Source organism: Streptomyces sp. NPDC001020, from assembly GCF_053599115.1.
Genome location: NZ_JBSFLQ010000039.1, coordinates 44,443 through 66,362, shown reverse-complemented (window position 1 = coordinate 66,362; position 21,920 = coordinate 44,443). Strand labels below are relative to the sequence as shown.

Annotated in this window: 17 protein-coding genes and 1 pseudogene; 4 read left to right on the top strand and 14 right to left on the bottom strand. The window is 71.5% G+C overall.

Going from position 1 to position 21,920, the window contains the following annotated elements:
• Positions 1-38: 38 nt before the first annotated feature.
• The 4 genes from ACWDEX_RS29770 to ACWDEX_RS29755 all read right to left on the bottom strand — a co-directional run bounded on the left by ACWDEX_RS29770 (position 39) and on the right by ACWDEX_RS29755 (position 6,003).
• On the bottom strand, positions 39-2,042 hold the full coding sequence (locus ACWDEX_RS29770; protein WP_450467472.1) for an IucA/IucC family protein: 2,004 nt from the start codon (positions 2,040-2,042) through the stop codon (positions 39-41).
• Between the two features lie 135 nt (positions 2,043-2,177).
• Positions 2,178-3,617, bottom strand: coding sequence for a diaminobutyrate--2-oxoglutarate transaminase family protein (locus ACWDEX_RS29765; protein ID WP_450467470.1), 1,440 nt, complete (start codon positions 3,615-3,617; stop codon positions 2,178-2,180).
• Between the two features lie 309 nt (positions 3,618-3,926).
• A complete protein-coding gene (locus ACWDEX_RS29760) occupies positions 3,927-5,186 on the bottom strand; it encodes an MFS transporter (protein WP_450467468.1) in 1,260 nt (419 codons plus the stop codon).
• 139 nt (positions 5,187-5,325) lie between these two features.
• Positions 5,326-6,003: an ArsR/SmtB family transcription factor gene (locus ACWDEX_RS29755; RefSeq protein ID WP_450467466.1), complete on the bottom strand. Its 678-nt coding sequence runs from the start codon at positions 6,001-6,003 to the stop codon at positions 5,326-5,328.
• 196 nt (positions 6,004-6,199) lie between these two features.
• On the opposite strand from ACWDEX_RS29755, the gene ACWDEX_RS29750 reads away from it, so the two are divergent.
• The gene (locus ACWDEX_RS29750) at positions 6,200-7,465 is read left to right on the top strand and encodes an MFS transporter (RefSeq protein ID WP_450467464.1); all 1,266 of its coding nucleotides are present in this window, start codon (positions 6,200-6,202) and stop codon (positions 7,463-7,465) included.
• Between the two features lie 320 nt (positions 7,466-7,785).
• A complete protein-coding gene (locus ACWDEX_RS29745; RefSeq protein ID WP_450467462.1) occupies positions 7,786-9,012 on the top strand; it encodes a trypsin-like serine peptidase in 1,227 nt (408 codons plus the stop codon).
• Positions 9,013-9,079: 67 nt separating this feature from the next.
• On the opposite strand, the gene hflX is transcribed toward ACWDEX_RS29745, so the two are convergent.
• The 6 genes from hflX to miaA form a co-directional block, all read right to left on the bottom strand.
• Positions 9,080-10,573, bottom strand: a complete 1,494-nt coding sequence (gene hflX, locus ACWDEX_RS29740) for a GTPase HflX (protein WP_450467460.1) — start codon at positions 10,571-10,573, stop codon at positions 9,080-9,082.
• A 178-nt stretch (positions 10,574-10,751) separates the two neighbouring features.
• Positions 10,752-12,245 carry a M1 family metallopeptidase gene (locus ACWDEX_RS29735; protein WP_450467458.1) on the bottom strand — a complete coding sequence of 498 codons (1,494 nt, stop codon included), beginning with the start codon at positions 12,243-12,245 and terminating at the stop codon, positions 10,752-10,754.
• A 177-nt stretch (positions 12,246-12,422) separates the two neighbouring features.
• Positions 12,423-14,573 carry a RelA/SpoT family protein gene (locus ACWDEX_RS29730; RefSeq protein ID WP_450467456.1) on the bottom strand — a complete coding sequence of 717 codons (2,151 nt, stop codon included), beginning with the start codon at positions 14,571-14,573 and terminating at the stop codon, positions 12,423-12,425.
• Positions 14,574-15,004: 431 nt separating this feature from the next.
• Positions 15,005-15,898 (bottom strand): diaminopimelate epimerase, encoded by an 894-nt coding sequence (gene dapF / locus ACWDEX_RS29725; RefSeq protein ID WP_450467454.1) that lies wholly within the window; start codon positions 15,896-15,898, stop codon positions 15,005-15,007.
• A gap of 99 nt (positions 15,899-15,997) precedes the next feature.
• Positions 15,998-16,525 (bottom strand): hypothetical protein, encoded by a 528-nt coding sequence (locus tag ACWDEX_RS29720; protein WP_450467494.1) that lies wholly within the window; start codon positions 16,523-16,525, stop codon positions 15,998-16,000.
• A gap of 108 nt (positions 16,526-16,633) precedes the next feature.
• Positions 16,634-17,572 (bottom strand): tRNA (adenosine(37)-N6)-dimethylallyltransferase MiaA, encoded by a 939-nt coding sequence (miaA, locus tag ACWDEX_RS29715; RefSeq protein WP_450467452.1) that lies wholly within the window; start codon positions 17,570-17,572, stop codon positions 16,634-16,636.
• A 442-nt stretch (positions 17,573-18,014) separates the two neighbouring features.
• Here miaA and ACWDEX_RS29710 point away from each other — a divergent pair, with 442 nt between their 5' ends.
• Positions 18,015-18,254, top strand: a complete 240-nt coding sequence (locus ACWDEX_RS29710; protein WP_450467450.1) for an antitoxin — start codon at positions 18,015-18,017, stop codon at positions 18,252-18,254.
• Between the two features lie 78 nt (positions 18,255-18,332).
• Here ACWDEX_RS29710 and ACWDEX_RS29705 read toward each other — a convergent pair whose 3' ends face one another.
• From ACWDEX_RS29705 to ACWDEX_RS29690, 4 genes and pseudogenes are all read right to left on the bottom strand, one after another.
• The gene (locus ACWDEX_RS29705) at positions 18,333-19,052 is read right to left on the bottom strand and encodes a class III extradiol dioxygenase subunit B-like domain-containing protein (RefSeq protein WP_450467449.1); all 720 of its coding nucleotides are present in this window, start codon (positions 19,050-19,052) and stop codon (positions 18,333-18,335) included.
• Between the two features lie 34 nt (positions 19,053-19,086).
• Positions 19,087-19,353, bottom strand: a complete 267-nt coding sequence (locus tag ACWDEX_RS29700; protein ID WP_450467448.1) for a hypothetical protein — start codon at positions 19,351-19,353, stop codon at positions 19,087-19,089.
• 60 nt (positions 19,354-19,413) lie between these two features.
• Entirely contained in the window at positions 19,414-20,946 is a 1,533-nt protein-coding gene (miaB, locus tag ACWDEX_RS29695) for a tRNA (N6-isopentenyl adenosine(37)-C2)-methylthiotransferase MiaB (RefSeq protein ID WP_450467447.1), read from the bottom strand.
• A 300-nt stretch (positions 20,947-21,246) separates the two neighbouring features.
• A pseudogene (locus ACWDEX_RS29690) lies at positions 21,247-21,342 on the bottom strand (hypothetical protein); the annotation flags it as partial.
• Here ACWDEX_RS29690 and ACWDEX_RS29685 point away from each other — a divergent pair.
• The gene (locus ACWDEX_RS29685; protein ID WP_450467446.1) at positions 21,341-21,919 is read left to right on the top strand and encodes an MFS transporter; all 579 of its coding nucleotides are present in this window, start codon (positions 21,341-21,343) and stop codon (positions 21,917-21,919) included. The pseudogene ACWDEX_RS29690 and the gene ACWDEX_RS29685 sit on opposite strands and share 2 nt — an antisense overlap.
• The last annotated feature ends 1 nt before the right edge of the window (position 21,920 follow it).

Genomic DNA, 21,920 nt, shown 5'->3' with positions numbered 1-21,920 from the left:
GCGACGCTCCTCTCAGGAGACGGGATGGGACATGTCCCTCAGGAATGAAGGGGGTTGGTGATGCTGACGTAGACGGACTGGGTGTCTACCGGGCCGACGAGTTCGTCGAGACCGTGCAGCCGCGTCAGCAGATTGGCCTTGCAGCGCAGGACGGGTGAGTCGAGCAGGCGGGCGGGCAGGGGTGTGCGCAGCCGGTCGGGGCCGGTGGCGACCCCGGTGAGGAAGCGACGGAACGCGGCGAGCAACAGCCTTTCGTCGGCGAGGCGTTGGGAGCCGAAGGCGCCGATGAGGCCGAACACGTTGTTGATGCCGAGGTAGTACGCGAAGCGTTCGTCGGTGACCTCGTCCGACACGAACGTGTCGCTGCTCTTTCCGATGCCGGGCAGCCGGGCGTCGAGTTCGGCCCGGCGGGACTCACGGAAGTAGTAGCCCTGGTTGTCGCGGTAGCGGCCGCCCGTGGGCCAGCCCTCGGGATCCAGCAGGACCACCGTGTTCTGCTGGTGTGCCTCCAGGGCGATACCGGCCTCCCCGTCCAGCCAGAGCACGGGACGGACGACCTGTTCGAGGTAGCGCAGGAACCACTCGGTGGCGACGGTGCCACGGGGACGGCCGGTGCGTCCCGCCAGGCGGATGACGATCTCGGCGAGCCGGGATCGCGGGGCGTGGTGGTGCGGTCCGGGGGACCCGGCGCCGGCCCTGGGCGAGACCAGTGCCGCCACGCAGGAGGCGTCGTCCGTCGGGGCGAACGGGTTGTGGCGGATCACCACGTCGAGACCGGTCGCGGGAGTGCCGTCCAGGTCGTTGACGGCTACCCAGGCCGGATCGCGGACGATGTCGAAGCCCGGGTGGGCGGCCAGCCACTGCCGGCCGAGGCCCCGGCGCAGCAGGCGGTGCACCTCGACGCCGCGGTGAAGTTCCTTGCGGAGGTGCTCACGACGGGAGTTGGTGATGCGCAGGCCCAGCGACAGTTTCAGCATCGCGGGGGCGCCCGGGCGGTGGACGGTACGGACGGAGGAGGTGGGAAACCACGAGTCGCCGTGCGGGCCGAGGTCCCGGAGCAGTCCGGCGTCCAGCAGGGCGGCGGCCGCGGGGCGGTGCCGGATCTCGCGCGCCTGCCAGGGGTGCAACGGCAGCGCCGTGAAGCCGTCCGGCAGGGGGAGGCCCGAGCCGGCGAGTCGTTGGGTCAGCCGGTCGGCGGGCACGCGCCGACCGCGTTCCGTCCAGGCCGAGTCGGCCGCGACCACCGAGGGTGCGACCGCCAGCCAGTGCAGCGGGAAGCGACCGCGCAGTTCGGGTGAGTAGCGCTGGACCCCGATGTCGGAGAGGCCTTCGCGGCTCTTGGCCGTGGGGTGCATCGGGTGCCCGAGCAACAGCGCCTGCTCTGCCGAGAGGAAAAGGTCGGCTGCGTCCGCGGGATGCGCACGGCGGTCCGTGATGAAGGTCGTGGTGAGACGGACGGAGTCGGCGACGCGGTTCACCAATCCGGCGAGGTGGGCCGGCGCGAGGCGAGACTCCGAGTCCGGTGCGCCGGTCGGCCCGCACCCCCGTGTGGTGCCCGGTGTGAAGCGGTATCCCGCCGCCTCCCGTGCCAGCAGCGCCGCCACGGTCGTCGCGTCCGTGGGAAGGGCTGACTCCGGCGCCGGCGCCCCGGCAGGCGCCCCGAACGTTGCCTGTTGAGGCACCAGGTGGGGTCGGCCGAAGCGGTGCCAGCCGGTCGCGGACCAGTAGTGGACCGGTACGTGGAGGACCGTACCGCTGGTGGGGAGCGGGATGCGCAGTGTGCCGTCGGCGGGAGCCGCGAGATTGTTCTCGCGCACCCAGCAACGGAGCAGGTTCTCCACGGTCGCGGCCTGGGCCGCCGTGCCCGGGTCGGCGTGTTCCAGCAGGTCGACGGTGGCGCCGCGCGGCTCTTCGGCCTCCGGTGAGGTCGTCTTCTGCCGGGGGACCGTGTCGAACTCCGGCACGGGTGCGGTGAGCTGCGTGGTGCCGGATTCTCGCTCGGGGGTGTGGGGGCCGCCGTCGGGGGTGGGGGTGGCGTTCAAGGGCGTTCGTTCCTCATGAGGTCGTTCCGGCTCGTGCGGCGACGGGCCGGGGCGTACGGGTGCGTGCGGGACCAGGTGCGTTCGGATGAGAGACCGGGCCGGTGGTGCGGGACGCAGCAGCGCTGCGTGAGCGGGTCAGGGATGGACGGGCCTGCGGGCTGCCGCCGCCACCGCGTCCGCGAGCCGGTCCAGGACCGCGGACGTCTGCTCGTCGCTGATCGTCAGAGGCGGCAGCAGCCGTACCACGCTCGCGTGCCGACCCCCCAGCTCCACGATCAGGCCGCGCCGCAGACATTCCGACCGGACGGCGGCGGCCAGGGCGGGCGCGGCGGGCCGGGGGTGCGGCGACGCCGATTCGGGCGCGGCCTCGGGGTCCACCAGCTCGACGCCGATCATCAGCCCCCGGCCGCGCACGTCCCCGACGCACGGGAACTCGGCGGCGAGCGCGCGGAGTTGAGCAAGCATGCGGGCACCGAGCACGGCGGCGCGCTCGGCGAGACGGTTCTCACGTACGTAGGCGAGGGTCGCCGCGCCGGCGGCCATGGCGAGCTGGTTGCCGCGGAACGTGCCGGCGTGGGCACCGGGCTGCCAGACATCGAGGTCGTCGCGGTAGACCACGACGGCGAGGGGCAGGCTGCCGCCGATCGCCTTGGAGAGGACCATCACATCGGGGACCACACCGCTGTGCTCGACCGCCCAGAAGCGCCCGGTGCGCCCCACGCCGGTCTGCACCTCGTCCGCGATCAGCGGGATCGACCGGGCCTCGGTGATCTGTCGCATACGGCGCAGCCACGGGTCCGGGGCGGGATGCACCCCGCCCTCGCCCTGGACCGGTTCGAGGATCATCCCGGCGGGCAGCGGTACGCCCGACTTGGCGTCGTCGAGGACCGACTCCGTCCAGCGGGCCGCGAGTTCGGCGCCGTGCTCGCCACCGACACCGAACGGGCAGCGGTAGTCCTGCGGGTACGGCAGACGGGTCACGCGTACGTCGGTCGCGCCCCCGGACGCCTCGAGGGCACCCGCGGTCATCCCGTGGTACGCCCCGGTGAAGGCGAGGAGTCCGCTCCGGCCGGTCGCCGTGCGCACCAGCTTGAGCGCGGCCTCGACGGCGTCGGTCCCCGCCGGCCCGCAGAACTGCACGCGCGCGCGGTCGGCGAGGCCGGGTGGCAGCGTACGGAACAGCTCGGTGGTGAAGGCGTCCTTGACCGGGGTGGCCAGGTCAAGGACGTGCAGCGGCGCACCCGAGTCGAGGACGTTGCGGATGGCCTCCAGGACCACCGGGTGGTTGTGGCCGAGGGCGAGCGTGCCCGCGCCGGAGAGGCAGTCGAGGTAACGACGCCCGTCGGCGCCCTCGATGGTGAGCCCGCGCGCCCGCACAGGCACGATGGGCAGGGCTCGCGCATAGGTGCGCGCCGCGGACTCGCGCGCCGACTGCCTCCGCAGAATGCCCTCGTAGGCGGCGCACGCTTTCTCGGCTCCGTCAGCCGTCACGCGCGCCGCACGATTGCCTGCCACTGCCGCGCGCCCCTCCGGCTCGCCTTCCTGCGGCACCGCCGCGGTCTCCGTCACGGTCACGACGTCGGTTCCTCCCGCTCTCCAAAGGGCGATGGGGCGAGGGTTGAGCACGGATGGCAGGTACCCCGTACCTACCAACGACCTGAACGGCTTGTGGAAGCGGGTGAGCGGAAGATCATTGGCGGCGCCCTGTCCGGCGGGTGTGCGCCCCGGGTGCCGGCCTCGTGCGCCTGCCCTACCTCGTGGTGGTCACTTCGGGACCCCTGGACCGGGCATTCCCCGTCAGGCGGTTGACGCGGTAGACGTCGGGGACGCAGAGATCGACGAGTGTTGCGGCCCTCCAGGCGTACGGGCCCCAGGCATGGTGGGTCATCGGCTGTTCGCGGTGACGGCGATGGCGGGCAGGACGGCCAGGGAGAGGATGCCGGCGGTGAGGGCGAGGACGGGGTAGCCGGCGGCGCCCACGACCATGCCGGAGGCCAGACCGCCGGCGGCGCCGGCGATGGCGATGGAGACGTCGACCAGGCCCTGGGTCTTGGCCCGGGTGGCCAAGGGCAGGGCGTCGGTGATGATCGCGGTGCCGGAAACCAGACCGAAGTTCCAGCCCAGGCCGAGCAGGCCGAGGGCGAGCGCCAGCAGTGCGACGGAGTCGCCCGGTGCCGCGGCGGCGATGATCCCGGCTGTCAGCAGAGTGAGGCCGGAGGCGGCGGCGACGGTAAGGCGGCCGTAGCGGTCGACGAGCCAGCCGGTCAGGGGCGAGGGAAGGTACATCGCGCCGACGTGCACGGCGATGACGAGGCCGGAGGCGGCGGTGCCGTGGCCGTGGTCGTGCATGTGTACCGGGGTCATCGTCATGATCGCGACCATGACCAGTTGGGTGAGGATCATCACCAGTGCGCCCAGCAACACGGTGGGGCGCCTTCGTTCGGCGGCCGGGGTGGGGTGGTCCGCCGGGACCGCGGTGGGCGCGGGGGCTGCCTCCTGCTGGAGAGTGCGGGCGAGCAGGAGGGGGTCGGGGCGCAGCCAGAGGGCCAGGACGAGGGCGGCCAGCGCGTAGGCGGCACCGGAGAGGAGGAAGGGTCCGGCCAGGCGGGGGATGCCGAGCGTTGCGGCGAGGTCGCCGGTGGGGGCGGCGAGGTTGGGGCCGATGACCCCGCCGAGGGTGGTGGCGACCAGGACGGTGGAGACGGCGCGGGCGCGGTGGGCGGGGGCGGCGAGGTCGGCTCCGGCGTAGCGGGCCTGGAGGTTGGTGGCGGTGCCGGCGCCGTAGACGAACAGGGCGAGGAACAGCAGGACGGGAGTGTCGGTGGCCGCGGCAGCGATCACGCCGGCACTACCGAGGGCCCCGGTGAGGTACCCGGCGGCAAGTCCCGGGCGGCGGCCGCGGGCTTGGGAGACGCGGCCCACCGCGAGGGCGGCGAGGGCGGAGCCGGCGGTGATCAGGGCGCTGGGCAGCCCGGCCAGGTCGGTGGAGTGGAGCATGTCCTGGGCGAGCAGGGCGCCGACGGTGACGCCTGCCGCCAGTCCGGCGCCGCTGAGGACCTGGGAGGTGACCAGGACGGTCAGGATGCGGCGTTGGTCCTGCGGAGGGGCCGATATGCCGTCTGTCACTGGGGCGGTGCTCGTCACGGTGTTCCTTCGCTGGTGGCCGTGGCCGTCGGGTGAGGGCTCGGCCGTCCTGCGCGGGGCAGGCGGCCGGGATTCGGGCGATGCAGGGGATGCTCCCATGGCTGTCGAACACTGGCCGTCGGGGCACCGGGGGTGCCGCTCACGTCGGCTCTCCGGCGTCCACGGGCAGGTCGGCCAGGCGCCATTCGAGCATGCCGTCGTCGAGACGGATCGCGCGTCGACCTCGTTCGGTCAGCAGGCGCACCGCGTCGTAGGCGAGGACGCAGTACTCGCCGCGGCAGTAGACGACGACCTCGGCGTCCTCGGGCAGCTCGTTGATCCGCTCGGCCAGTTCCTCCACCGGGATGGAGAGCGAGCCGGGGATGTGGCCGGCCCGGTACTCCTCCGCCGGGCGCACATCCAGCACCACCGCGTCCCCGGCCCGCACGCGCGCGTGCATCTCCTCGCGGGTGACCTCGCGCCCGCCGTCCTCGCCGAGATAGGCGTCCCGGGCCGCAGGTACGGCGGCCTGGTGGGTGTCGGCGACCTTGCGCAACAGCGCGAACAGTTGGGCGACGTCGTCCCCCGCGAGCCGGTAGTAGATGCGGGTGCCCTCACGGCGGGTGGCGACGAACCCGGCCTGCTTGAGCGTCTGCAGATGCGCGGAGGCAGTCGTCAGGTTCAGTCCGGCCGCCTTGGCCAGGGCGTCGACGGCGCGCTCGCCCTGGGCGAGCAGGTCCAGGAGTTCCAGGCGCTTTCCGCTGGCCAGCGCCTTGCCGCAGGCCGCGAACGCGTCGTAGAGCCGCGCCTTCGAGCGCGGGTCGGTGCTTTCCGTCATCCCGTCCTCCATAAATCCATGGAATATTGTAGAGCAAGATGGTGGCCTCTCACCCCTTATTCACCGCCGTCCCTGCCGAACACTGGAGGACCGCCGTGGGCTTCGCCGACGACCTGATACCGCCGATCGACCACGCGTTGGGTACCGTCCCGAACGCCGCCGCCCGCGCCCAGCACCTCACCGAAGGCGCCGGCCGGTGAGCACGACGACGAGCCCCGCCACCGCCGGGCCCGTACAGCTCGGGCTGCGCGAGAACTGGGTGCAGTTCACCCTGCTCGTCATCGTCAACATCTGTGTGGGCGGCCTGGTCGGCCTGGAACGCACCACCGTTCCACTGATCGGCGCCGACGTCTTCGGACTGACCAGCGACCTGGCCGTCTTCTCCTTCATCATCGCCTTCGGTCTCACCAAGGCCCTGACGAACCTGGCCGCCGGTGCGCTGACAGCCCGCTTCCGCCGCAAGCAGCTCCTGGCGGCGGGCTGGCTCATCGGCATCCCCGTACCCTTCGCGCTCGCGTGGGCGCCGTCGTGGGGGTGGATCGTCGCGGCCAACGTGCTGCTCGGCGTCAATCAGGGCCTCACCTGGTCGATGACCGTCAACATGAAGATCGACCTGGTCGGCCCGGCCCGCCGCGGGCTGGCCACGGGCCTGAACGAGGCCGCCGGATACGTCGCCGTCGGCGCCACCGCCCTGTTCACCGGCTACCTCGCCACCTCGTACGGCCTGCGCCCCGCACCCGAGCTCATCGGCGTCGCCTTCGTAGCCGCGGGCCTCGCGCTGGCGCTGATCGTCCGCGACACCGCCGCCCACGTCGCGCTGGAGCTGGCCCAGCACCCCAAGCCGACCGCCGCCGAGCAGTCCGCGAGCCTGGCGCAGACCTTCGCTCGCACCTCCTGGCACAACCGCTCGCTGCGCGGCGCCAGCCAGGCCGGCCTGGTCAACAACCTCAACGACGGCCTGACCTGGGGTGTTTTCCCGCTGCTTTTCACCGACCACGGCCTTGGTCTGGCCGCCGTCGGCCTGATCAAGGGCCTGTACCCGCTTCTCTGGGGCATCGGCCAGATCCCCACCGGCCACCTCGCCGACCGCATCGGCCGCAAACCCCTCATCGTCACCGGCATGTTCGTCCAGGCCGGCGGCTTCGTCCTCGCCCTGGCCCTGCTGGACACCCCGCTGCTCGCGGGCGTCCTGTCCGCGGTGGCACTCGGCATCGGCACCGCCATGGTCTACCCGGCGCTGATCGCGTCGATCTCCGACCACGCCCACCCCACCTGGCGGGCCAACGCGCTGGGTACCTACCGGTTCTGGCGTGACATCGGATACGCCGCAGGAGCCCTGGTGGCCGGCGTACTCGCCGACGCCCTGGGGCTGAATGCCACCGTCATCGCCGCCGCCGTTCTCACCGCCGGCTCCGGCCTCCTCGCCGCCCGCTGGATCACCGAACACCACGCCACCCGCTGACCACCCGTCGGAATGGCGGAGCGGCCGTAGCGCAGCCGGTCAGCCTGGGGCCCCTGGCTCGCCGGCCGCCTGACTCCGTCACACCCGGGGCTGTGCGGGGGCGGATCCATGCCACGGGACACGTCGGTCTCTGAGCTGCGGCCCGCAGCCGGGGCGGAGAACCTGTAGCGGAACCGTTGCGGTTCCGGCGGAAGTCCCCCGCAGCGACCGCATAGTGTGTGGTGCCGTTCAACAGACGCGTTGATCATCCACGACGTGCCGCGCACCACGGCGGCACGCCGCTGCGTTCACACAGGTTCACCTCAGGGGGAGTTCAGATCATGCGACCCATACGCCCGCTCTTCACCGCTCGCCGAGAAGGGAGCATGCGCCGCAGGACATCCCCCGTACTGGCGGCGGTCGGCATCGCCACGGCGCTGGCGCTCACCACGACCGGATGCGGCCCTGACGGCGACTCCAACGCGGACGGCAAGGCGAGCGCGTCGACGTCCTCGGCGGGCGACGGCAAGATCAAGATCCCGGACGACCTCAAGCAGAATCTCAAGGAACACGGGATCGACATCGACAAGTGGAAGAACGGCGCCTGGAAGAACTGGAACAAGGACGACTGGCTGCGCGAGGCCGACGACTTCGTCAACCCGATCATCAAGGGCCTGTGGGACCCGGACCGGATGCGTAGGGCCAATGACCCGGACAAGGGCGTCAACGACGACGACCTCTCGGGCGACCAGGGTGTCACGGACCCGACCCCGGTGCCGGTGAAGGCGCGGGCGGTGCCGGCCGCGTACCACGAGAACGCGCCGACGGCGGGCAAGGTGTTCTTCGACGCCCCCGGGGGCACGATGGTCTGCTCGGCCACCGTCGTCAAGGACCCGGCGCACCCGGGCAAGTCCAACCTCGTGTGGACCGCCGGTCACTGCGTGCACGCCGGCAAGAAGGGCGGCTGGTACCGCAACATCGCGTTCGTGCCGTCGTACAACAACTCCGCGAAGCCGAAGGCCGCGTTGGAGAACGCCCCGAGGCAGGAAATCGCCCCGTACGGCGTCTGGTGGGGTGACTGGGCGCAGACCTCGGACCAGTGGATCGAGCAGGGCAGCGAGACGGGCGGGCAGGGCGCGTCGTACGACTTCGCCGTCATCCATGTGACCCCGGAGAAGGGAAGCGGCGGCAAGTCCCTCGAGGAGACGGTCGGTTCGGCGCTTCCCGTCAACTTCAACGCGCCGCCCGTGCCGAAGGTCCGCAGCATCACGGCGACCGGCTACCCGGCCGCGGCGCCGTTCGACGGCCAGAAGCTCTACCAGTGCGAGGACAAGCCGGGCCGGCTCTCCCTCGTGCGGACGGACCCGACGATGTACCGGGTGGGCTGCACCATGACGGGTGGTTCGTCCGGCGGCGGCTGGGTGGAGACGGGCTCGGACGGCAAGCCCGCGTTGGTCTCCAACACCTCGATCGGCCCGGTGCAGTCGGGCTGGCTGGCCGGTCCGCGACTCGGCCCGGTGGCCAAGGGCGTCTACGAGTCGGTCAGCAAGAAGTTCGCCGGCCGGTGACGCTGCCGCTGAGCGCGTGAAGGCCCGCCCCCTGCAGGGGGCGGGCCTTTTACCCGTCATGGGTCGGTCAGAGTGCGGGTGCGGGCAGGTACGGAGCCAGCTCCGCGGCCAGTTCCTCGTGCACCCATGCCTTGAGCCGCGTGCCCTCCGGGGTGTGCTCCTCAGAGATCACCTCGCCCTCGGAATGGGCGCGTGCGACCAGACGGCCCTGCGTGTACGGCACGACGGCATCGACCTCGACCGAGGGCCGCGGCAGCTCGACGTCGATGAGCGCGAGCAGCTCGTCGATGCCCTCACCGGTACGGGCCGAGACCACGAGGGAGCGCTTCTCGTGCCGCTGCAGCTGCTGGAGCACCAGCGGGTCGGCCGCGTCCGCCTTGTTGATCACGACGATCTCGGGTACGTCGGTGGCGCCGACGTCCCTGATCACCTCGCGCACGGCGGCCAGCTGCTCCTCGGGCGTCGGGTGCGAACCGTCCACCACGTGCAGGATCAGGTCGGAGTCCCCGACCTCCTCCATCGTGGAGCGGAACGCCTCGACCAGGTGGTGCGGCAGGTGCCGGACGAAGCCGACGGTGTCCGCCAGCGTGTACAGCCGCCCGCTCGGGGTCTCGGCCCGGCGCACGGTGGGGTCCAGAGTCGCGAACAGCGCGTTCTCGACCAGGACGCCCGCGCCGGTGAGACGGTTGAGCAGGGAGGACTTGCCGGCGTTGGTGTACCCCGCGATGGCGACCGACGGCACCTTGTGGCGCCGGCGCTCCTGACGCTTGATCTCGCGGCCGGTCTTCATCTCCGCGATCTCCCGGCGCATCTTCGCCATCTTCTCGCGGATCCGCCGCCGGTCCGTCTCGATCTTGGTCTCACCGGGACCACGGGTCGCCAGGCCGCCGCCACTGCCGCCGCCCATCTGCCGGGACAGCGACTGACCCCAGCCGCGCAGCCTCGGCAGCATGTACTGCATCTGCGCGAGCGCGACCTGGGCCTTGCCCTCGCGGGACTTGGCGTGCTGGGCGAAGATGTCGAGGATCAGGGCCGTACGGTCGATGACCTTGACCTTGACGACGTCCTCGAGGTGGATCAGCTGGCCGGGGCTCAGCTCACCGTCGCAGACGACCGTGTCGGCGCCGGTCTCGAGGACGATGTCCCGAAGTTCCGCGGCCTTGCCGGAACCGATGTAGGTCGCCGCGTCGGGCTTGTCACGACGCTGGACCACGCCGTCGAGCACGACCGCACCCGCGGTCTCCGCGAGGGCGGCGAGCTCGGCGAGGGAGTTGTCCGCGTCCTGCACGGTCCCCGAGGTCCACACCCCGACGAGCACGACGCGCTCCAGGCGCAGCTGCCGGTACTCGACCTCGGTGACGTCCTCGAGTTCGGTGGAGAGTCCCGCGACACGGCGCAGGGCCGCGCGCTCGGAGCGGTCGAACTGGTCGCCGTCCCGCTCTCCGTCGATCTCGTGGCTCCAGGCGACGTCCTCTTCCATCAGGGCATCGGCCCGAAGACCCTCGGGGTTGGTGTAAGCGAGGCGCTTGGTGTCCTGGGAAGGGGAAGAAGAGGAGGTCATTGGGTCCTTACGTCGATGGGGATTCCGTTTGCGGTGACGGGTGCGAGCCGTCCTGACCCGCAGGTCCGTCTTCTTCGACAACGCTCGGGTACCCCGGGAGATTCCCGGTCACCCACCCTGGGGGCCGCGTCGCCGACCTGACGATGGTCGCACGGCACGGCCCGTCTCGTCACCCGAGTTACGCGCCGCCTCGCGGCCCTGGGGTGGCGTTGCTCTTCCAGTCCGGGTGCCCCGGCATCGGAGGCGTCTTCTCACCGTGGAGCCAGCCCTGGAAGAACACGCTCAGATCCCGCCCCGCCGTCTCGGACGCCAGGTGCTCGAAGTCGGCGGTGGTCGCCGTGCCGTCGCGGTGCAGGTCGACCCAGGACCGCTCCAGCCGCTCGAAGGCGGGGCGCCCGATCTCCTGGCGCAGCGCGTACAGGACGAGCGCTCCGCCGTCGTACACGTTCGGGCGAAAGAGGCTGATCTTCTGGCCGGGTTTCGGGCCCTTGGGTGCGGCGGGAGGGCCGCCCGTGGCACGCCAACTGTCGGAGACGCCGTACGCCGCCTTCATCCGCGCCTCCATGGGCCGGTGCGCGGTCTCCTCCGCGTACAGGCTCTCGTACCAGGTGGCGTGTCCCTCGTTGAGCCACACGTCGGACCAGGTGCGTGGGGAGACGCTGTCGCCGAACCACTGGTGGGACAGCTCGTGCACCATGACCGACTCGACGTACCACTTGGGGTACATGGGCTCGGTGAACAGATGTTTCTCGAAGAGGGAGAGCGTCTGAGTCTCGATCTCGAATCCGGTCCGTGCCCGGGCGATCAGCAGCCCGTACCTCTCGAAGGGATACGGGCCGACCTTGCTCTCCATCCAGGCGATCTGGCCGGGAGTCTTCTTCAGCCACGGTTCGAGGGCCTTCCGGTCCCTGGCGGGGACGACGTCGCGGACGGTCAGGCCGTGCGGCCCCTGACGCCGCATGAGGGCGCTGCGGCCGATGGAGACCTGGGCGAGTTCGGTGGCCATGGGGTGCACGGTGCGATAGGTCCAGGTGGTGGACCTGCCGCCGCGCTCGATACCGGCCGGCAGACCGTTCGCCACGGCCGTGAAGCCGTTCGGCGCGGTGACGTGGATGGTGAACATCGCCTTGTCGGAGGGATGGTCGTTGCACGGGAAGACCCGGTGGGCGGCGTCGGCCTGGTTGGCCATCGCCAGTCCGTCGTCGGTCCGTACCCAGCCGCCGTCCGTGCCCTTCGGGGACACGGGGTCGCTGGTGTGCCGCACGGTGATCCGCATCGCGCTGCCCCGGGGGAGTGGGGCGCGCGGCGTGATCACCAGGTCCTCCCCGGCACTGGTGAAGGCCGCGGGCGCGCCGTTGACGTCCACGGACCGTACCGTGCCGCGGGTGAAGTCGAGGTTGACGCGTTCCAGGCGCTGGGTGACGCGGGCGCGGATGGTCGTGACGGCGGTGAGCGGTTTGTCGTTGCTGCCGGGATAGGTGAAGGAAAGGTCGTACGACCCGACGTCGTACCCGGGGTTGCCGAGCGTCGGGAAGAGCCGGTCGCCGATGCCCAGGGGCACGGCGGGTGTGGAGGCGCTCGCGGCGATCAGACAGAGGGAGACGGCGGGGGCGAGCAGGGCGACCCTGGCACGCCGGGCGCGGGGGATCACGGAACGGGGGGTCTGCGGCATGGACCACGGCTACCAGCGCGCACCGGCCGCGCGGTGACGACGCGCGTCGGTCCCACCCGAACGGATTCAGCCCTGGCCACGGCCCGTGCGACCATCGCCCGGAGGGAGGTCCTATGACGGTATGACAGTAAAGATATGACCCTGTAGGGAAGCCAGGACGGCAGGGGCCGTACGGCCTCAGTGGGCGGCCGCCGCGGGGTGTTGTGCCCTGCTCACGTCGTACACGCCGGGCACGTTCCGCATCGCCCGCATCAGCGTCGGCAAGTGGGACGCGTCGGGAAGCTGGAGCGTGTACGTGTGACGCACACCTTGCTGGCTGGGCGGCTCGACGGTGGCGGAGACGATCGCGACGCCTTCGAGTGCGATGGCCTCGGTGAGGTCCGCGAGGAGGTGCGGGCGCCCGAAGGACTCGGCGACGAGCGTCACCCGGCACTCGGTGGTGTCGCCCCAGCGCACGCCGACTTCCGCACGCCCGATGCTCTTCATGCGCGTCACTCCGGCGCATTCGACGCGGTGGACGGTCACCACTCCCCCGCGCACGGCGAAGCCGGTGACCTCGTCGGGCGGCACGGGGGTACAGCAGCCCGCGAGGCGTACGGAGGCGCCGGGCAGGTCGACGACGGCACTGGCGGCTCGCGGGCCGGGCGCATCCATGGTGGGGCGCGTGGCGGCAGCGTCCGCCGGGGCCCCGGCGCGAGCCCGCGCGACGCCCGGCTCCAGCGCTCCGTCGGACGGGTCTCCCAGCGCCGGATGTGCCGCCAGCCAGCGCTGGATGGCGATGCGCGCGACGGGCGTGTGCGCGTGTTCCAGCCACTGCCTGGAGGGCTCGGAGGCCGGGTCCTGGCCCATGAGGAGCTGCACGGTGTCGCCGTCCTGCAAGACCGTGCTCAGCGTCGCGAGCCGGCCGTTGACGCGGGCACCGATGCACGCGTGCGCGTCCTCGCCGTACTGTGCGTACGCGGCGTCCACACAGCTCGCGCCCTCCGGGAGCCCCAGCGTTCCCCCGTCGAGGCGGAACACGGTGATCTCCCGGTCCTGGGCGAGGTCCTGGCGCAGCGTCGACCAGAACGTGTCGGTGTCGGGGGCCGCCTCCTGCCACTCCAGGAGCCGGGAGAGCCAGCCGGGGCGGGTGGGGTCGACGCGCTCGCCGTCGGACGGGTCCTCGGACCCGGGAGCGTACGGATTGCCGAGCGCGACCACGCCGGCCTCGGCGACCTTGTGCATCTGGTGCGTGCGGATGAGGACTTCGGCGACCTCGCCGTTCTCGCGCGCGACCGCGGTGTGCAGGGACTGGTAGAGGTTGAACTTGGGGACGGCGATGAAGTCCTTGAACTCCGAGACCACCGGGGTCATACAGGTGTGCAGTTCGCCGAGGACTCCGTAGCAGTCGGCGTCCTCGTTCACGAGCACCAGCAGGCGTCCGAAGTCGGCACCGCGCAGCCGGCCCCGCTTGCCGGAGATGCGATGGACGGACACGAAGTGCCGTGGCCTGATCAGTACTTCGGACGGGATCCCGGCCTCGCGCAGGACCGCGCGCACCTCGTCGGCGGTCTCGGCGAGCGGGTCGTCGCCGTGTGCCGCGTTCTCGGCGATCAGTTTTCTGGTGTGCTCGTACTCCTCGGGGCGAAGGATCGCGAAGACGAGGTCCTCGAGTTCGGTCTTGAGCGCCTGGACGCCGAGGCGTTCGGCAAGCGGGATGAGCACGTCCCGGGTGACCTTGGCGATGCGTTCCTGCTTCTCCGGGCGCATCACGCCCAGGGTGCGCATGTTGTGCAGCCGGTCGGCGAGTTTGATCGACATCACCCGGACGTCGTTGCCGGTGGCGACCAGCATCTTGCGGAAGGTCTCGGGCTCGGCCGCCGCGCCGTAGTCGACCTTCTCCAGCTTGGTGACGCCGTCGACGAGATAGCGCACCTCCTCGCCGAACTCCTCGCCCACCTGAGCGAGTGTCACGTCGGTGTCCTCGACGGTGTCGTGCAGCAGCGACGCCGTCAACGTCGTGGTCTCGGCGCCGAGTTCGGCGAGAATCAGGGTCACCGCCAAGGGGTGCGTGATGTACGGCTCACCGCTCTTGCGCATCTGTCCTCGGTGCGAGGACTCGGCCAAAAGGTACGCGCGGCGGAGGGGTTCGAGGTCGGCGTCGGGGTGGTGGGCGCGGTGCGCCTCGACGACGTGGCCGATGGCGTCGGGCAGCCGGTCGCGGGTGGCGGAGCCGAGCAGTGCGGCCCGTCCCAGGCGGCGCAGGTCGATTCGGGGGCGGCTCTTCCTGCGGTACGCCCCGGGCGTCGCGGGGACGGGGGTGGCAGGGTTCGTGGCCTCCGCACTCATGGGCACCTCCGGCTGCGTGGACCGGCGGACGGGTTGCCCCATGGCAGACGCGGCGCGGGGATGGCGACGGTCCCCCGTCCGGGCCGGTGCTTGATGCTACCGAGCCCATCACGCCCGCCTGACCGGCTCTCGCCGAGCGTGAAACGGATCACCCATTCGAGCGAACGTCTGGATGTTTACGGTTTTGGGCCACGGGCAGAGACGCCAACCGTCGGATCGACCCGCTCCTCCGCGCCCCGGGCTACCGATCGGAGCGTCTCGGGGCGGCCCGAGCTTCGATACGGAGCGGCGCGGCACAGCACCCGACCACGGTTTCCGGCCACATCGCATTGCGGAGCGTCACCTTCGGCGTGCCACCACGTGCTTCCGCGCGCCGCCTGTTCGCCCCCCAACGAACCGCTCGACGGCGCGAGTTCACGAACCGCCGCTGGTCAGCGAGTGGCGGACGCCAGCCAGTCCGCGTCGATCTCGCCCTCTGCGACGATCACCGCCGGGCCGGTCATCTCGATCTCGCCGTCCGGGCGCTCGGTGATCACCAGGGTGCCGCCGGGAACGTCCACGGTGTACGTCACCGGGGTACCCGTCACGGCCGGGTCCACGCCGTCGCGGCGGGCCGCGGCGACGGCCACCGCACACGCTCCCGTGCCGCACGAGCGGGTCTCGCCGGAGCCGCGCTCGTGGACGCGCATCGCCACGTGCCGGGGGGCGCGGTCGATCACGAACTCGACGTTCACCCCGTTCGGGTAGGCCGAGGCCGGGCTGACGGGCGGCGGGGTGTACAGGTCGCCCGCGTCCGCGAAGTCGTCGACGAAGGCGACCGCGTGGGGATTGCCCATGTTCACGTTGCACGCGGGCCAGCTGCGCCCGCCCACACTCACCGTGACCTCCCCGGCGGGCAGGAGCGCCTTGCCCATGCCGACGGTGATGTCACCCGCGGCGGAGCCGCCGCCGGACCCGGTCTTGGTGATGTGCACGGTCTTCACGCCCCCGCGGGTGGCGATCGCGACGTCCCCCTCGGCCACATGGCCGGCGCGCTGGAGATAGCGCGCGAACACCCGTGTGCCGTTGCCGCACATCTCCGCGATCGAACCGTCCGCGTTGCGGTAGTCCATGAACCACTCCGCCTCGGCGGCCATCCCCCGGGCCTCGGGGTGCGCGGCCGAGCGCACGACGTGCAGCAGGCCGTCACCGCCGATGCCCGCACGGCGGTCGCACAGAGCGGCGACGGCGGCCGGCGGCAGGTCGATGACGTTCTCGGGGTCCGGGACGATCACGAAGTCGTTCTCGGTGCCGTGCCCCTTGAGGAAGGCGATCCGCGTGCTCATCACTCGATCGTACGGGGTCGGTACGGCACTGCGGAGGATCGGTCCGGAGCGCGGGCCCCAGCGCCGGGAGAAACCTGGCGTGCTCTGCCGACCTCGGTCTCAGCGCAGCCGGGCCACGCGCCACACGGCCAGTACGACGACCGCGACGACCACCACGGCGTACGCGAGGACGACACGCCAGTCCGCCCGCCGTCCGGAGCCCGGCTGCGGCAGGCCCGGAAGGGTGTGACCGACGCGCCGCGCGGCCATCATGCCCCATCCGGCCGCGCAGGAGCAGATCAGCAGGCCGAGCATGGCGACCACGGCGCCGCTGTCGCCGAACTCGAAGGCCAGCGGGAAGGCGAACATCAGGGAGCCGATCGCCGCCAGCGCCACGATGGGGGCGAGCTGCCAGATGCGCAGCCGACGCTGCGGACGCAGTTCGACCTCGACCTCGGGCCCGGTCGGCAGCCCACCCGCGTCGGGACCGTCGGCGCTCACCGCGCCCGGAGGCTGCTCATCGGGGCCGTCGGGGCTCAGTCGACCCTCCTCGGGATTCGGTCCGTACCCGTCGGGGTCCAGCTGGTCATCGTCTTCCGCGATGCCGTACTCCGCGCCTTGTGCGGTGTCGCGAGGGCTGGCCTCCATCGCCGCGCGCCCTCCCAACTCGGACTCCACTTGGTCGATCGAAGGTCGATGATGGCATGCCGTCACAGGCCCGAATGACGGCCGGAGCGTCCCGATGCCATCACGTGATCAGGCTGTAACCGCCCGTTCGACCAACGTCAGTGCGCGGTGCGGAAGTTCCCCGAGATCAGCCGCGGCTCCACTGAGCCAGTGCACGCGCGGATCACGACGGAACCAGGAGTCCTGACGGCGCGCGAAGCGCTTGGTGGCGCGTACGGTCTCGGCACGCGCCTCCTCCAGCGTGCACTCCCCCGCGAGCGCCGTGAGCACCTGCTGGTACCCGAGCGCACGCGATGCCGTGCGCCCTTCGCGCAGGCCGCGCGCCTCCAACGCGCGCACCTCGTCCACGAGCCCGGCCTCCCACATCCGGTCGACCCGGCGGGCGATGCGCTCGTCGAGCTCGGGGCGGGCGACGTCGACACCGATCTGAACCGTGTCGTAGACGGAGTCGTGGCCGGGGAGGTTGGCCGTGAAGGGCCGCCCGGTGATCTCGATGACCTCCAGGGCCCGCACGATGCGGCGGCCGTTGCCGGGCAGGATCGCCTGCGCGGCGCGAGGGTCGGCGGCGGCCAGGCGCGCGTGCAGCGCTCCCGGGCCGCGCAGCGCGAGTTCCTCCTCCAGCCTGGCGCGCACGTCGGGGTCGGTTCCCGGGAACTCCAGGTTGTCGACGGCACCGCGCACGTACAGCCCCGAGCCGCCGACCAGGACGGGCCAACGGCCCTCGGCGAGCAGCGCGTCGATACGGGCGCGGGCGAGGCGCTGGTATTCCGCGACGGACGCCGTGACCGTGACGTCCCAGATGTCCAGCAGGTGGTGCGGCACACCGCCGCGTTCCTCGGGCGTCAGCTTGGCGGTGCCGATGTCCATCCCCCGGTAGAGCTGCATGGAGTCGGCGTTGACGACCTCGCCACCGAGACGCTGGGCAAGAAACACCCCCAGATCGGACTTTCCGGCCGCGGTGGGTCCGACGACGGCGATGACCCGGGGCACAGGCGCTGCACTACTCACCGCAACAGTCTCCCAAACCTCCGGACCGCATCTCGAACGAGCCGGGTGAATCCCTCGGCAGGGGCGATCGCTACTCCAAGACTCCGATCATCTGTTCGAGGACGGATGATCCGGGCCACACCGGTGGACACACCGGGCCACGCGAGATTTCACCCGGACAGGTAACGTATGGAGGTGATATGGGCGCTTTCGTGAGGATTTTCCGGAGGTCGAGAACGACGGGAGGTACGCAGTCGGCGGAGGCGGAGGCCACGAAGTCGACGGCCGACGCCGCGGCGCGGACGGCGGACGAGGCGGATGACTCGGGCACACAGCCGGGACCGCGACCGGGAGGCGCGCGCAGGACGCCGCACCCCCCGGGAAGGGGTCAGCCGAGGAGGCCGCCGGCAGCGAGGCCGACGAGAACGCCCGCACACAACTCCCCTGCCAGGGAAGGTGAATCATGGGTCTCCTGGACAACCTGAAAGCCAAGCTCGGCCCCGCCAGGGAGAAGGTCACGGACTTCGCGCAACAGCACGAGGAGAAGGTCGGGCACGGCATCGACAAGGCCGCGAAGATGGTCGACGAGAAGACCAAGGGCAAATACAGCGACAAGATCCACGTGGGTACCGACAAGGCGAAGCACGCGGTGGAACGCATCGCGCACCCCGACACCACGACGCAGCCGCCGCCGGGCTCGTGACCGTACCCCTGAGAACGGAGCACATCGGCGGACAGCCGCGGGGCGGACAGCCTCCCGGCCGCCCGCCGGAGTGACGTGCTAGGACCAGGCCGCCACCAGGTAGCCCACCCCGTAGGGCGCGTCGTCGTACAGCAGGGCCCCGGTCAGGTGAGCGTTCCGGGCCGCGCCCGCGAGGATCTGCCAGGGTGCCCGGCCAAGCGCCTTCAGCTCTAGGGCCAGGCCCGCGTCCAGCGCCTTCAGGGCCGCCACGTCCGCCGCCCCCAGCGCACGCGCGACCTCAGCGTCGAAGTCGGCCGCGCGCTCGTCCAGATAGCCCGGCGCCTTGAGCGACCGGCACGCGCTGGCGTCGCCCATGACCAGCAGGGCCACCCGCTCGTCCTGCTCGGCGAGGCCCGCTCCGATCCGGACGCATCGCTCGGGGGGCAGGGATTCCGCGACACCGAGCCCCTCGACGGGGGCGTCGGACCATCCCGCCCGCTCCAGCAGCCACGAGGCGACGGCGAGCGAGGGCGGAAGCTCGCGCTCCGACGCCGCCGGGCCCGTCCCCTCCGTGCCCAGCCGTACGTCGACGTCCACGCCGAAGCCGCGGAACGAACCGCGGGTGCCCTCCGGGTGCGGGCCCTGCCCGCTCTCCGCCGCGGGGCCCACGACCACCAGCCGGCCGGGGCGCGCGTCGGCGAGCACCCCCAGCGCCTCCGCGCACGCTGCACGGGCGCCGTCGAGTTCGGGTGCGGCGCCCGCGGCGACCTCGGGGACGAGCAGCGGTGGACAGGGACAGACGGCAGCGGCGACAAGCATGCTGCGCAGCGTAACTCCGCCGGGTGGCGGCGTGTCACTCCTCGATCAGCACGTCCGTGAGATCGATGACCGTGACCACGAGCACGACGACCTTGCCGTCGCTGATCACGTACTCGACGAACAGATTGCGCGACAGGGCGATCTCACGGGTCGACTCGTCGGCGCCCACGGGGTGCGAGAGCTTGTGGCGCGGGGCGGCGACGAGGATCGCGAGGCCACGCTCCAGCACCTCGCGGCGTTCGGCGGGAAGGCTGTCCCTCACGCGTGCGGCGCGTTCGGTGAACTCCACGCTGTACGGCATGACACACTCCTCCCCGCCCCGCGCCGACGTCAGACGCGGCGTACTCCACCTCCGGGGCTGTCAGTCACAACCGCAGGCGCCGGCCGGGGCCGCCGGCAGCGGCTCGGGCACGCCGATCTTCGGCAGCCCGAGCATCACGCCGGCCGGCTTCGCGGCCTCGGCCACGTTGCGCCTCTCCCAGGCGTCACCCGCACGCGTGCGGCGCACGCTCAGGACGGGGCCCTCGGCGAGGAGGTGGTGCGGGGCGGCGTACGTGACCTCGACGGTCACCACATCGCCGGGGCGGACCTCCTCGTCCGGCTTGGTGAAGTGGACCAGCCGGTTGTCGGGGGCGCGGCCGGACAGGCGGTGGGTGGCGCCGTCCTTGCGGCCCTCGCCCTCGGCGACCATCAGTTCCAGGGTGCGGCCGACCTGCTTCTTGTTCTCCTCCCAGGAGATCTCCTCCTGGAGGGCGACGAGACGCTCGTAGCGCGCCTGGACGACCTCCTTGGGGATCTGGTTCTCCATGGTGGCGGCCGGCGTGCCGGGCCGCTTGGAGTACTGGAAGGTGAAGGCCTGCGCGAACCGTGCCTCGCGGACGACGTGCAGCGTCTGCTCGAAGTCCTCCTCGGTCTCGCCCGGGAAGCCCACGATGATGTCGGTGGTGATCGCGGCGTGCGGGATGGCGGCCCGCACCTTCTCGATGATCCCCAGGAAGCGCTCCTGGCGGTACGAGCGGCGCATCGCCTTCAGGACCGGGTCGGAGCCGGACTGCAGCGGCATGTGCAGCTGCGGCATCACGTTCGGCGTCTCGGCCATGGCGGCGATGACGTCGTCGGTGAAGTCGCGCGGGTGCGGCGAGGTGAACCGGACGCGCTCCAGGCCCTCGATCGCCCCGCAGGCGCGCAGCAGCTTGCTGAAGGCCTCGCGGTCGCCGATGTCGGAGCCGTAGGCGTTGACATTCTGCCCGAGCAGCGTGATCTCGGAGACGCCCTCGGCGACCAGGGCCTCGATCTCGGCCAGGATGTCGCCGGTGCGGCGGTCCTTCTCCTTGCCGCGCAGGGCCGGGACGATGCAGAAGGTGCAGGTGTTGTTGCAGCCGACGGAGATCGACACCCAGGCCGCATAGGCACTCTCGCGGCGCGTCGGCAGCGTCGACGGGAACGCCTCCAGCGACTCGGCGATCTCGACCTGCGCCTCGTCCTGGACGCGGGCGCGTTCGAGAAGGACGGGCAGCTTGCCGATGTTGTGCGTACCGAAGACGACGTCCACCCAGGGCGCCTTCTTCACGATGGTGTCGCGGTCCTTCTGGGCCAGACAGCCACCGACGGCGATCTGCATGCCGGGCCGCGCGGTCTTCTTCGGCGCGAGGCGGCCGAGGTTGCCGTAGAGCCGGTTGTCGGCGTTCTCGCGGACGGCGCAGGTATTGAAGACGACGACGTCGGCGTCGCCGTCGGAACCCTCGGGCGCGCGTACGTAGCCGGCCTCTTCGAGCAGACCGGACAATCGCTCGGAGTCATGGACGTTCATCTGGCACCCGTAGGTGCGGATCTCGTAGCTTCGAGTAACGCCCACTTCGTCCACCGCTCCGGCCCGGCCACTGCTGCTGGTCATGCATCAAGGGTAAGGGGCGCGAACAGCGCGTCCTCCAGGGTTGCCGACAGTCCGCGACCGCCGGGGCGGGACAAGCCCGGGTCAACGGCGTGTGGCCCGCAGGTCAAGGGGGGCCGGGAGCCAGGGCGCACGCTGTCAGGCGGTGTCCGCTCTGAGGATCGACGCGAGCGTGCGGTCGAGGATCCAGGGGATGTCCTTCTTCTTCAGGTGCCGGTGCTCGCCTTCGAGCGCCGCTGCGTGCAACAGGCTGTAGAACGTGGTGACCAGCCAGCTCGTGGGGAGATCCGTGCGGAAAGCCCCCTCCTGCTGACCGCGCTCGAGGACGGCTTCGACGCGGCCGAGGATCTTGGCGTGGTACTCGCGCAGCCGGGCCGCCGGAACGACGTCCTCCGCGATGGAGAGCGTACTGATCTCCGGGTTCTTCCTGTGTTCGCTCTACCTCCAGCACGTGCTGGGCTACAGCGCGCTGCGCACCGGCCTGATGTTCCTGCCGGCGGCGCTGGCCACCACGATCGGCGCACACCTGGCCTCCCGGGCGGTGACCCGGTTCGGCTGGCGGGTGACCGCTGCCTCGGGCCTCGGAGTCGCCGCGGTCGGCGGCCTGCTCCTGTCCGGCGTCGACCGCGGAAACGCCTGGGCGGAGGTCCTGCCCGGGTTCGTCCTGCTCGTCTTCGGTCTCGGTGTCGGGTTCGTCTGCGCCGTCACCAGCGCGATGCACGGCGTGGGCCACCTGGACGCGGGACTCGGTTCGGGCCTGGTGAACACCGCCCACGAACTCGGCGCCTCGCTGGGCATCGCGGTGGTCACGGCCGTCGCGGGCGCCGGCCTGGAGAGTGACATGCCCTCGCTCGGCGGGTTCGGCAACGCCTTCGTGACCTGCGCGGTGATCTCGGTCGTCGCGGCCGTGGGCGCTCTGACGCTGCTGCCCAAGGAACGTCCCTATCCCTCGGCAGGGCCGATCATGGCCCACTGAC